We start from the raw sequence: 12691 nt of genomic DNA on the forward strand, positions 1-12691 counted from the left end.
GCCTAAGGTGTCGTTGTCCGCAATCGTCGTAGCCGTTCGAGGCCCTGATTGATCAAGGCTTGATCAACGAGCCGCAACCCGAGGGCCATAGCTCCATAACTTGTTATGCCAATGATCACTGCCACAGGCAGGGGCAAATCTCGTGCTAGTGCGACGGCCAGGCCCATGACCACCGAGGCAAGCACAATGCGCAACATACGCGAACCGAGGGCCTCGAGCCGCATGCGTTTGCCGAGCAGGCCAAGAAAGAGGATGGCACAGAGGCCGTCGGTGATCACGGTGATCGCCGCCGCCGCGATGATGCCATAGGCGGGAATGAAGATGAGGTTCAACCCGATATTCAAGCTGGTGCCGAGCAAATAGATCCGTGCCGCCGGCCACTCCAGACCCATCGCGACCGCTGCGCTACCGCAAAAGGCGGTGAAGAGCAGCAAGGGAATGTCCCAGGCGAGGATGGCGAGGGCAGGCCCCCCGGGGGCAAAGGCTGTGCCAAAGAGCATGGTCGTGACCGGTGTGGCGAGCAGGCTCAGCCCGACTGCCGCCGGCAGACCAAAAAAGGCAAGCCAGCCTACGGTGGTGCTTGTCCAGGCCTGTACCTGCTCGGGGTCGTTGACGTGCTCGCGCGCCAGCGAGGGCGTCATCGTCAATAACAATCCGTCGGCAACGGCCACCAGCTTGAAGACGAGGCCGTAGACAGCGCTGTACCATCCCACTTCGCTATCGCTGCGCAGACTACTCAGGATAACGGCATCGGCATTGAAGTTGAAGGTGAGTGCAAGCGAGGTCAGGCCAAAGGGGATGCCTGCGACGAGCAGGGCCGGCCAGCGAGTAACATGAATGATCGGACGCAACGACCCGAGGCCGAGCCGTCGAATAATGTGCATTGCCATCAAAATCTGGATCGGCAAAATCAGGTAGCCGATACTCAGCAAGCCCAGCACCCCGCCACCGAGCCACAGGACAACCAGACTGACGACGATGCTTAGCAACTGCGTGCGCACCTGGATCGCCGCGACTGCATCGAAGCGCTCGGCTGCATTGAGCACCGAGAGCAACGGCATAAAGAGCGCTGCTAGCACAAAGGTGCCTGCATAGAGCACCACACCCATCACGAGATCCGGGTGGTAGCCAAAGCTCCAGGCTATGATCGGCAGCACCACAATCGCTGCAACCGCAAGCATGATGCGGAGGGCGATGAGATCGCCAAGCACCTCTTGAATCTTGCCGCCATCGCGGGCCAGATTGCGCTCGACATACTGGGTCATGCCGAGTTCAAAGAAGACCCCGAACATCCCGACGAAGGCGATGACCGCTGCGTACTGCCCATACCCGCTTGCGCCGAGCAAGCGTACAACTGCAATCAGATAGAAAAAGTTTGCAGCTTTAAGGCCCCAACTCGCCACTGTGATGACAAGCGTATTGCGCAAAATAATCTGAGCAAGATCGCGTCGTTCTGCAGGCTGATGGTTTTGTTGCTTCTGTGGCTCTGTCATTATCCATACATAGAACATTTCCAGGTTGTTTGACGCAATGGAGTTACCCTGGAAATGCCCGTAGAATGGGACACTACTCTGGTTTCGTGCTTAGATGATATTATCTACCATATCTTAGTCTGATAACACTGTCCTAAATCTTGTGCTAGATAAGGTGACAGTTTTGTTGAACTGACCTTTGTGTCTTTGCGCCTTTGCGTCAAAACAACCACCTTATGGGCAAGATTTTGCCCATTGCGGCGTTCTACAGATAGCTCAGCACCTTGGGATACCGCTTGCGCAGATCCCGATAGGCACCACTGAGCGGGACAAGGATCAGCAAGCCTGCGCTAAAGGCGAGGCAGCCCCAGATGACGGCTGGCCCCGGGGTAGGTAGCACCGCGAAGATCCGGGCAATGAAGTGATAGACCACAATGTGCGCGACGTAGAAGAAGAGGGCAACCTGGCCGATGGTGATCAGTGGCTGGAGGGGGCCGCGGGCAAGCAGGTTGGGTATGGTGAAAAGCCCCGCCAGCAGCAGCGCCGCCAGCCCTAGGTTGAAGGCAAAATAGGTGAGACTCGGCGGGGCTTTGCTCATGATCAAGAAGTGCGCCGGGGTTCCGCCAATCTGCCCGACTGACCCGAGATCGCCATAGCCGCCAAGCAGCCGTAACCCAAGCCACATCCCGAGCAGCGCGAGGCCCGCAAGCAGCCAGGTGCGCGGCTGACGCATTGCTTCACGCCCTTGCAATGCTCCAAGCGCATACCCTAGCCACATCAATGGCCCCCAGCCAAGGATTGGAAAGCCGACCGCCGGTACCGTATCGTAGCTATAGGTCAGCCAGAACGCCTGCCAGAAACTCTGGGGGGTGTCGGCCGCGAGCGCCGGGGCCATCGTCCCGATCACCCACTGATAGATCAGCAAGACCGCCCCGGCAACAAGGGCGAGCAGGTGCTTTGGCAAGAGACGCAGTACACTCAGGATGACCATAGCGACTGCAATCGCGGTGAGCACATGCACATAAGGTGCGTCGCCCATCCAGAAGAACCAGCAGATCGTCAGATCGAGCACCAGAATCACCCCCGCCCTGATCAGCATGTACCGACTCACCGCCAAGGTGCTCCACCCTTTGCGCAGCCGGCCTGCACTGAACAATGCCAGGCTATAGCCACTCAAAAGCCAAAAGATTGGTGAGGCAAGATTCGTGACCAGCCCTAACCCCCAGTACGCAATGCTCTGGAGGGTGACGAACTGGCCGCCGTAGGACTCGGCCTGCAACCCGGCCCCCACAAAGAAACTGGCGTGGTCGAGCGCCATAAAGAGCATCGCCAGCCCGCGCAAGGCATCGATGGCGAGAATGCGCGTGGTGCTGACCGCTTCTTCACGTGTCAGGACATCGGCTTTTTGAACTGTGCGTGCCTGTACCGCCATACACTACCCTTTTCTATGGCTGGCCGAAGCATTGCCTTGGCATAGCCAAGGCAATGCTTCGGCCTTCCTTACTCTGCCGCCAGCCCTGGTACAGTGCCAGACTTTGCTGGCACACGTCGTTCCATCGTCACGCGCCACAGGGCCGGGGCAACGACGGCGGCGGCACCATAGCAGATTGCCCCACAGATCATCGCGACGGTAAACGAGCTTGCCATGCTGATGATGATCACCATCACTGACCCGAGTACTGAGAAGACCCCGTTGACGCCCCATGCCCAGGGTGTCAACCCCGGGGCCTGGGCCCCCAGTTGGCGCAATCCTGCGGGAAAGGGCATACCCATGACTAATGAGAGAGGGGCTAGCATCACGACGCTGGCAATCTCTCGGCCCAGGTCGGGCAGGTAGAGCAGTGTGCTGATGATCGGAGGAAGGGCAACAATGTAGAGGCCAATCAGTCCTGCGATGAGCAGGAGTGCCATACGCAGTTGCTGCGCGGTATGCAAGATCTGCCGCCCGATCAGGCTGCCTAGTCCCGAAAAGACCAGCATGCTTGCAATGGTAATCGTGGTCGCATGAATCGGGTAGCCAATAAAGAGCGTAAAACGTTGGATTAGAATGATCTGGACAAAGATATAGCCCGCGCCCAACAGACTGAAGTAGGTCAGCACCGGCATCGCGCCGGGCGTCCGCAGTCCGTCACGCTTGTATCGGATCAAGGGCAGCACAATAAAGACCACCGCCGTGATCAGGGCCATGCTAAACATCGTCAGGAGGATGAGATTGCCGATGGGGAAGCGGTTCAACCGGCCTTCATACGCGCTATTGAAGTGCAGGTTGCTCCATTTGAAATAGTTGTAGAAGAATGGGTTGTCGTCGGTGACCGGGTAGATGTGGAACGTATAGGCCTCTTCGTAGGCGCGTGGATCGGGCGCGTACAGATAATCAGCAAAAGTGCTCGCCTGCCGCACAAACGGGTCGTGCAGCATGCCAAAGTTGTTGGCTTCGGCCCAGGTGCGCAGTTCGGCCATCGCCTCCTGGGTAAAGGGCGACGGCGAGACGAGCAGCGTAGCGTTGCCGCCTGCTTCGTTGGCGACAATGGCAATATGCGCGGCTGGCTCGGTCACGCCATTGCGTCGCAACGCTTCGGCGGCCAACCCCGTCAGCCGCAGCATCTCGCGGGGTGGGCTATTGACATCGCGGGTCCACGCAAAGACGCCGTTGGGCGTGAGATGACCCAAGGCTTGCTCGACGGCATCCACGGTGTAGAGGTATGACTCGGCTAGCACGTAGGCACCACCCGAAAGTGCCGCCAGATTATCGAGGCCAATGCCCTGAATAATGTCATACTTTTCGGTATTGCGCGTCAGGTAGCTCCGCCCTTCGGCAACAATCAATTCGGTACTCGGATGCTCGGCAATGCGCCCGGTGTAGTCGGCATACGGGCCTTTGAGCAACGATACGATCGTTGGATTCAGTTCGATCGCCGTGATCTTTCGGGCATCATAGAGCCGCGCAAGCAGAATATCGAGACCGCCACCGACCCCGATCAGCAAAGCGCTTGGCTCTTGCAGGCCGGTATAGTAGGGCGCACTGATGACCGCGTGATCGAGAAAGCGGAAGCGTTCGAGATCGGCATCGCTGCCGTCAAAGGCGTACATCCCTGTCATCGAGGTACCGTCAATCGTCAGCAACTTCAGCGGCAGATCCGGCTTGCGCTCGAGATCTTGCAGATAGACCGAGCCAACTGCGCCGACGATCATCGGCTCGCGAACGACAATTTCTGGCATGACATCAACGCGCCCTACAGGATCCCAGCGCGTGTATTCTGGCCCGGTCTCCTGCGCCTGCATTGCCCAGCCCAGTTCCTTTGATCCGGGTACCGGCAACCGCAAGGGCGCGATAGTCGCAATGAGGGTTGTGATCACCAGGGCTACCACCAGTGCCGCCGGTGCAAGCCGTCGCCAGCGCGGGGCCGTTTCACTTCCCAGGAATAACCCCGCCAGGGCGACAATGGCTGCCACCAGCGCAATCGCACCAGGCCCGCTGAAGGTCTGGATTAGCACCAAAACGCCGATGGTGCTGATTCCCGCGCCAACCATGTCGGCAAAGTAGAGCCGGTGCGCTTGCCCAACCCAGCGACTGAAGATCGCCGCAATCGTAAGACCACCACTGAAAAAAGTTGCAAAAAGACAACTAAAATAAATACCGAGACCGACGATTGTCCAGGGCAACTGCCTTGCCCGTAGCGGATCAATGCCAACCATGCTGATCGCAACAAGATTGACCAGGGTACACAGGCTAAAGATCACCGCGAGCAGACCAATGCGCCGTCCAATCGTGGCGTGATCCCACTGGCGTACTGCCAGAAAGGTTCCGGCTGCGCCACCGCCAAGCATGGCGACACCAATAACCAGATAGGTAAAGTGGTGCCAGATCATCAATGAGAAGATGCGCGTAAACGTGATTTGCAGGGCCAGAACCGCGCCTGAAATAAGGGCCAGTCCGACGTAACGCTGCCAGGCTGTAGATGAGCTACTCAACAGTGGTTCTCCCTCAGTATTTCACAGAGCTGATAGACTGTACCCTGCTTCGATGCTTGTGCGTCCATGGGGCACATAAAAACCGACATACTCGCGTCCGGCAAGGCGGCGACGATGCCACGGATGGGTCTCGCCATTGAGACGGAGGGTGGTCAACTCGGCCCCATTGTGTTGCTGGGGGAGCATCAGTTCAAGCGGTCCGGCTGGCTGGGGGGCAAGATCGAGGGTCGCCTGCCAGCGGCCTGTTGCGGCTTGCCATTGCACCTGTTCGACCCTGGCTGCCATGCGTGCTTCGACAAAAGCCAGCCAGCGTTCTGCCGAGAGCGTTGCGACGCCAAGATCGGCAGCAAAGTCAAGCGTCTCGTCAAACCATTGACCCACATTCGCCGCCTTCGCGCCACCGAGCAGGAAGGGGTCAATATGGCACTGGAGCCCCAGGGCCGACGGGTACCGCCCGACACTTTCGGCAAGCTGGTGCCGACTGAGACTTGCCGCCATTGACCCATCCAGGCCCTGGTCATAGCCCGTATCGAAGACATTCATCATATGCTCGTCAACCAAGTGGGTTGCCTGTTGAAAGACGTTGAGCAGGGTGCCATCTTGGTCAACAAAACGCATCGGGAGCCCGGTGCCGCCCAGGTACCCCGAACGCCATGCGCCATCGGCGGTGCGGACGGTACTGCCAATGTGGTAATGGTCAAGATTCATGCGCAGCCCATACTGGGCCTGTACACGGGCATTCTCGACCCACCCGTGCCAGAGGATGCGATGGGTGCGTACCGTCGGTGGTACTGGCCCATAGCCAAATTTCAGAAATTCATTCCAGTAGGCGTTGTAGCCGTAGGCAAGACCCTCTTCGACATACGGATGCATGCCAAATTCATGGCCGCGTTCGCGCCACGTCGCGAGGTGCCCTGGGGTGGGCAGGGGCTGATCGCGCTCGAGCAGCACCCCCATCACCGGCACATCGGCAGCCCACCAGCGGGCCTTGCGGGTCATCCGTCCGAGCGTACTCGCCGGCGGGGGGGTGTAATAGATCGACATCGTGCCGCCCCGTTGCTCAACGCGGGCGAGCACCTCTTCGACATAATTGGCCGTACTGCCGTGGGCGTCGCCTGTCGTCACCAGCACGCTCGGTGTTCCACCAGGAAAATACCAGAGGCGCGGCAGCGGCACGGTCGCACTGCTGAGTTCCAACAGCATATTCGCGAGCAATCGCTGTTGTTCGTCAGCCTGCGGCACATGGATGCGCTCAACATCAATCCAATCCACAAACATATCAACGGCACGCACCCCCGGAATGTTATCCCGGTCGGTATCGGCCTCTTCGGGATTGCCCTGCCGTTGCAAGGCAATGCTGTGCGCCAGATCAAAGGCCCAGAGAACCGCCTTGCCAGCCCCAACATGATGCAGTGTGATCAGGGGTGCGCCGGCCTGACTGCGGGCTAACTCTTGCGCCCCAGCCAGTTCGAGGCGAGCGCTCGGGCTATGGTACTGCAAGCGCCCGGTTTCAATCCCGGTGACGGCTGGTGCGCCGGGCACAACCTGAAGTGAGCCACGTTGCTCGACGGCGCCAAGGTGGCGCACGCCAAAGACCTCGTCAAGCTGTGGATCTGGGCGCAAAGCAAGCAACAGACCACCCTCAACGACATAGCGTCGCAGCAGCGTCGCTTCGTCAGCCGTGAGCGGCCCGGCGCTCAAGAGCACCAGCGGGTATTGTTGCAATGCTGTGCGCGTCAGCCTTGTCACCTCAGCCTCCTGAAATGCAAACAACCCCTCGGCCCGTAGGATCTCGGCCAGATACCCAGCAAACGACGGCACGGCACGTGCATTGTCAACCACCAGCAGCGGGGCCGTCGCAGGTACAGGCAGGGTTGTGGCCCCTGGAACCACGCCGTGTTCAGGCCCAAAGGGTGGCGGGGCCTGACGTGCCTCAAGCCCATAACCAATCCCGGCAGTACTCAACCCGATGGCCCCGGCAGCAACGGTGCCCAAAAATTGGCGTCGGGTGAGGAGGGTGCGTTGCTTCACCTTAGCGGGCCTCAACATCGCCTGGGGGAGGCGTAACAATGACCCGATCATCATTGGCACGGGGTGGCTCAGCTTGAGTCTGCTCAATCTGCGCGTCAACCTGCCCGTCTTCCAACATTGGCGCGTTCTTGACCAAGGGCAGCCAGGGATACTGGGTCTGCGCTGGATGCGCCAGGACTTCTTCGGTGAGCATCACTGCCCCCAGCAGCGTGGTCTTCCGCTTGCGCGTCAGGCGTGCTTTGCTCTCGGTAATGGCACCACGATTGTCATAAGCAGGATTGAGGGTGAGCACCACCCCATCCACCAGCGGGGCCAGCAGGGCGGCATCAACGCTTGGCAAGGTTGATGGTCCATCAAAGATGACAATATCAGCGACCCGCTTCAAATGCTCGACCAATTCGCTCCATGGCAGTGACGGCGTTAAGGCGACGCCATCTGGCCCCACATTGTGCGCCAGCAAGAGCACATTCTTGAGCATCGTCGGATACATCCGCGACCAGATTTCGGGTTTGCCGTTGGTGTAGAGTGTGCTATTCGCTTCGGGATTATCACCAACGAGCATCCGGGTCAGGATGGGCTGTTCCATATCGGCATCAACGAGCAGGACACTATAGCCCGAGCGGGTAAAGAGTTGGGCCAGATCGATACTGAAGGCACTCCGGGCCTCCGAAGGAGTGGGGCTGGTGATCATCAGGCTACCACTGCCCTGTTCCATCGCCGCCAGCACAATGTTGGTATGCGCTTCGCGCATCGCGAGCTCACGTTGCCAGCCAGTGCCAGGTTTGAGCGTAATCAGTGGTCGCCGCCCGGGCACCAGACCAAGCGACGGCACCCCAAAGCGTGAGCGCAGGTCACTCTTGCTGCGCCAGCGATCATCAAGCATATCGAGCAGCAAGGCGGCCAGGGCGGACAGGATGAAACCACCCATACCAGCCATCGCGACTGTAAGCATGCGTTTATCGGGCAGCGGCTGGGTCGGTACACGCGCTTCTTCAAGCACCCTAAGCGTATTGGCGACACTCCCATTGATAAGGCGTACCAGTTCATTGTAGGTGTTTTGGCTCGCCTCGCGGGTACGTCCGAGTTCTTCGAGACGATTGCTCATCTCGCGCATATCGGCAGCCCCCGATGCCCGTGCCTGCATCGCACGGGTCTCCTCGATCATCTGATCGATCTGCCCGAGATTAGTCTGCACCTGGGTCAGTTGTTCTTGGATCAAGAGGCGTTGTGACGCCACCTTTTCGGGTGAATTGGGACTGTATGCAATCAACTCATTCGCAATCGCCGTCGCCAGAGCGGCGGCACGTTCCGGGCTGGTGTCGGTAACGGTGATATTAAGCAAACTCGCCCGATTATTCACCGAGGTCGCGAGCATATAGTTCGCGATCACCTGCCATTCAAACGTGAGCCCCAGCTTTTCGGTGACCGGGCCGAGGATCGGTTCACGGCGGGCCATTTCGCTATAAAACATGGCCAGCGCGTTGCTCAACCCGATCAACTGCGCATCAGGCGTCGCCGAGGTCAGCGAGTCACCAATCATCAAGGTTGTCTGGGCGACATAATATTTCGGCTGGCGTGATGCCATGACAAAGGCTACGCTCGCGGCAAGGACGGTACCCAGCACGAGTACCCACCACCAGCGCAAAAGAACGCGTAGATATGTCCATAGATCATCAAACGTCAGCATGAAAAAATGCCTTTTCTTTTAAGGATAGCATGCCCCAAACCCCCAATGTGCTGCTCTGATGAGGTTGCGCTGCCCATCATTAGGGCAGCGCAACCTCATCACCTTCACGCAAGCCATCGCGTATTTCGATACGTTCGTCGCTCACCGCACCGACCACAACATCAATGCGTTCTTCTGTCCCAGCCCCGACGCGTAGCACATAATCAGTTGTATCGCGGCGCAGCGCCTCGGGGGGCAACCAGAGCACATCCTGCTGCTCGCCAAAATCAAAGGTCACACTGGCAAGATCGTCATTGCCAAGGTTGAGCTCGGGCGCGTTGTAGCTCACCGCTACCATTGAACCACCGCCAGCCATCGTCCCGGCTGAGGTCATCCGTACGGTGCCAGCAACCTGGCGTTCAGGATAGCGGGTAAAGCTGATTTGCACGGGCATCCCCGAGGTGATCCGGTTCAGCGTGGCTTGATCAAGACTGCTGAGCGTCACTTCAAAGCCCGAGTTATCCATCAGCCGGATGACTGGAATTTCAGCTTGGACCGGGAAACTTGCCATCGCTTCAACGGCCGTAATCGTGCCATCGAAGGGTGCATAGATGCGGCGGGTCTCAATGGCATTCTCAATCTCTTTGACCGCGAGTTGCGACGACGATAACGCGACCACCAGGCGCGGGTCGGGGCGGGCATTCTGACGGGCGGCATCAAGTTGCACGCCTGCCAGACGCACCGCACGCTCGGCCTCAGCTACTTGAAAGGCATCTGGCCCGGCAATGAGTTGATCCAGGTTGACACGAGCAAGATCAACATCGGCTTGGGCTGACTGAAGGGCCGCGATTTCGTTGCCAAAGGCCGTGTCATAGTTGATTTGGGCCACGGCGACTGCACTCTCGGCGGCTCGCACGCTTGCTTCAAGCTCACGCAAATCGGCCCCTGAAACGGTCGCGGGATTTTGTTCACTCTGGGCTACCAGTTCGGCATAGCGAACCTGCAAGCGCTCAAGCTCGGCCTTGGCATCGCTGAGTTCCCGCTCGGCCCGCGTCTTCTCGGCTGAGGCATCGTTGCGCGTGCGGGCAAGCGCCGCTTCGGCGCGTTCGAGGCGCGCCCGGGCCTCACTTACCGCCTGGGCAGTGGGTGGGGTTTGCAGTTCGCTCAGCGCAGCGCGGGCTTCTTCAAGCGCAAGTTCGGCCCGACGCACCTCAATGCCGCCCCCTTCATTGGCCCGGCTAATCGCCACGGCATCCTGCTCGGCCACGATCTGTGCCTGCCGCAGTTGCTCTTGCAACGTGCCAAGGTCAAGCTCGGCGAGCAAGGTTCCGACCGTCACGCTCATCCCAGGATCAACATAGAGCCGACGAATCACCCCGCTTTGCCGAAACGCCAGCTCACGTTCCAGCACAGGGGCCACTTGCCCATTTAGCACGCGGATATCGCGAACATTGCCGCGTTGCACGGCAACGGTACGCCCTTCGTCAGTTGTCGTGACTACCGCTGTTGGTACAGGCGTGGCTGCCGTGATGTCAGTTGGCACAACGGTTGGTATGGTAAAAGGTTCTGGGGTAGGTGAACCTACGATCTGGCCAATGCTACAGCCAGCCAGCGTTAGCCCCAGCAGGGGGATGCTCAACCCGCGGATCAGTTTCTGGCAAAACTCGTTCATCGCTCCACTCCGTCGAAGGCGTCAGGCCCTCGTTCTCAGGCACTTGGCTCTGTTCAGCGGCTTGGTTCGGTCTGGTTCCGCCCAACCAGTGTCGGTACGTGCGTATCGGCAGGACTCTCGAGGTGCGCCTGCTCGGCAATGATCCACCGGGCGGCAGCGAGGAGGTCGTCAACAACAAGATCCGGGAGGCAAAGAGTATCCGGCTTCTCTGTAAGATCGACGGCCCCTCGTCCCGTCCGTACCATGATCGTCCGACATCCACAGGCACGTGCCGCCGCGATATCTGTTAGCGCATCACCAATCATGATCGCCGTCTGCGGATCGATCTGATGGGCCTGGATCAGGCTTGTGAGCATGCCAGGTGCCGGTTTGCGACAGGCGCACCCTTCGTCGGGACGGTGGGGACAATAACGGAGATCTTCTACTATGATGCCACATTTTCTCATGATTTGCAGCATGCGTTGGTGAATCATCTCGACGGTTGCTGCGGTCACAATGCCACGATTGATAATGGCCTGGTTGGTCACGATAAAGAGCGGATACCCTGCCTCACTGAGCAGGTGCATTGCTTCAAGTGAACCTGGGAGAAACTGAAATTCGTCCCATGTCTTCACATGATCCGAACGGTTTTCGTTGATTACTCCATCCCGATCAAGGAAAATGGCACGCATCGCACTCCTCGTGAGACTTATCGGCCTACGTAGGATAGTCGCCGCCTATAAAACGTGGCTAAATATCGTCTAAACAGGGCTGACAATCTTGTCACAAGCGTGGGCAGAAGCTGTGCGCCCGCGTTTATCTTGGTACAGTAGACTTGTAGCGCGACGTTCGTTGTGGCCGGTGGCGTAAGCATGACAAAAGGAGCCGAATGATTATCTCGCGAACACCCTTGCGGATCAGTTTTGCCGGTGGTGGCAGTGACCTGGCGGCTTTTTATCGCCACGAGCCCGGGGCGGTGGTGAGCGTCAGTATCGACAAGTATATCTATATCAATGCGAATGCGAAGTTTGATCACCAGATCCGCGCTAGTTATTCCGTCACCGAAATTGTCAATTCGGTCGAAGAACTCCAACACGAGTTGATCCGTGAGGCCCTCAAGTTGACCGGTCGCGATCAGAGCATCGAGATTACCTCCATTTCCGATATTCCCTCGCAGGGCACGGGGCTTGGCTCTTCGAGCACCTACACCGTTGGCCTGTTGAATGCCTTGCACGCCTTCTGCGGTCGTTTTGCGAGCGCCGAGCGGCTGGCGCGCGAAGCGTGTTATATTGAGATCGAACGCTGCGGTGCGCCTATCGGCAAGCAAGATCAGTATATTGCGGCCTACGGCGGTTTGCAATTTATTCAGTTCAATCCCGACGAGAGTGTCTTTGTTGACCCCGTTATTTGTTCCGCCACCACCCGGGTGACGTTGCAAAACCGTCTGCTCATGCTCTATACTGGTCAGACCCGCCAGACGGCGACGGTCTTGACCGAGCAGCGCTCGAAGACGGAACAGGATGCTCGCCAGCGCGCAAACCTTCGTCGCCTCGTCCAATTGGCCCACGACCTGCGGGCGGTACTAGTGGCCAATGATGTTGATGCCTTCGGTGAAATTCTGCACGAGGGCTGGATGCTGAAACGTCAACTCGCTTCGGGTATCTCGAATGACCGCATTGATGCCTGGTATGAACGTGGACGCGCTGCCGGGGCAATGGGAGGCAAGATCCTTGGCGCTGGCGGCGGTGGCTTTTTGCTCCTCTATGCCCCCGTTGAACGCCACGCGGCGATCCTTGCCGCCTTGCCCGAGTTACGGCGCGTGCCCATTCGTTTTGAGCCACAGGGAAGCAAGATTATTTATGTGGAGGAGGAGTTGTAGCCGCAATGCATGCTGCTTGT

Annotated in this window: 8 protein-coding genes; 1 reads left to right on the top strand and 7 read right to left on the bottom strand. The window is 58.6% G+C overall.

Features of this window, described 5'->3' with window-relative positions; translation table 11 throughout:
• Positions 1-2: 2 nt before the first annotated feature.
• From EKD05_RS10140 to gmhB, 7 genes are all read right to left on the bottom strand, one after another.
• Positions 3-1493 carry an oligosaccharide flippase family protein gene (locus tag EKD05_RS10140; protein ID WP_165360673.1) on the bottom strand — a complete coding sequence of 497 codons (1491 nt, stop codon included), beginning with the start codon at positions 1491-1493 and terminating at the stop codon, positions 3-5.
• 244 nt (positions 1494-1737) lie between these two features.
• The gene (locus EKD05_RS10145; RefSeq protein ID WP_129672319.1) at positions 1738-2904 is read right to left on the bottom strand and encodes a DUF1624 domain-containing protein; all 1167 of its coding nucleotides are present in this window, start codon (positions 2902-2904) and stop codon (positions 1738-1740) included.
• Positions 2905-2972: 68 nt separating this feature from the next.
• Positions 2973-5444, bottom strand: a complete 2472-nt coding sequence (locus tag EKD05_RS10150) for a hypothetical protein (RefSeq protein ID WP_240695721.1) — start codon at positions 5442-5444, stop codon at positions 2973-2975.
• Positions 5445-5465: 21 nt separating this feature from the next.
• Positions 5466-7475, bottom strand: a complete 2010-nt coding sequence (locus EKD05_RS10155; RefSeq protein ID WP_129672321.1) for a hypothetical protein — start codon at positions 7473-7475, stop codon at positions 5466-5468.
• Position 7476: 1 nt separating this feature from the next.
• A complete protein-coding gene (locus EKD05_RS10160) occupies positions 7477-9162 on the bottom strand; it encodes a lipopolysaccharide biosynthesis protein (protein WP_129672322.1) in 1686 nt (561 codons plus the stop codon).
• A gap of 79 nt (positions 9163-9241) precedes the next feature.
• Positions 9242-10813 carry an HlyD family efflux transporter periplasmic adaptor subunit gene (locus tag EKD05_RS10165; RefSeq protein ID WP_129672323.1) on the bottom strand — a complete coding sequence of 524 codons (1572 nt, stop codon included), beginning with the start codon at positions 10811-10813 and terminating at the stop codon, positions 9242-9244.
• Positions 10814-10866: 53 nt separating this feature from the next.
• Positions 10867-11484, bottom strand: coding sequence for a D-glycero-beta-D-manno-heptose 1,7-bisphosphate 7-phosphatase (gene gmhB, locus EKD05_RS10170; protein ID WP_129672324.1), 618 nt, complete (start codon positions 11482-11484; stop codon positions 10867-10869).
• Between the two features lie 197 nt (positions 11485-11681).
• Between gmhB and EKD05_RS10175 the strand changes: the two genes are divergently transcribed.
• Positions 11682-12671 carry a GHMP kinase gene (locus tag EKD05_RS10175; RefSeq protein WP_129672325.1) on the top strand — a complete coding sequence of 330 codons (990 nt, stop codon included), beginning with the start codon at positions 11682-11684 and terminating at the stop codon, positions 12669-12671.
• The last annotated feature ends 20 nt before the right edge of the window (positions 12672-12691 follow it).

Source organism: Candidatus Chloroploca sp. Khr17 (assembly GCF_004138165.1).
Lineage (GTDB): Bacteria > Chloroflexota > Chloroflexia > Chloroflexales > Chloroflexaceae > Chloroploca.

Excerpts from the sequence above, each read along its gene's own strand:
- EKD05_RS10140 (WP_165360673.1), bottom strand. The coding sequence starts at position 1,493 with ATGACAGAGCCACAGAAGCAACAAAACCATCAGCCTGCAGAACGACGC.
- EKD05_RS10145 (WP_129672319.1), bottom strand. The coding sequence starts at position 2,904 with ATGGCGGTACAGGCACGCACAGTTCAAAAAGCCGATGTCCTGACACGT.
- EKD05_RS10160 (WP_129672322.1), bottom strand. The coding sequence starts at position 9,162 with ATGCTGACGTTTGATGATCTATGGACATATCTACGCGTTCTTTTGCGC.
- EKD05_RS10165 (WP_129672323.1), bottom strand. The coding sequence starts at position 10,813 with ATGAACGAGTTTTGCCAGAAACTGATCCGCGGGTTGAGCATCCCCCTG.
- gmhB (WP_129672324.1), bottom strand. The coding sequence starts at position 11,484 with ATGCGTGCCATTTTCCTTGATCGGGATGGAGTAATCAACGAAAACCGT.
- EKD05_RS10175 (WP_129672325.1), top strand. The coding sequence starts at position 11,682 with ATGATTATCTCGCGAACACCCTTGCGGATCAGTTTTGCCGGTGGTGGC.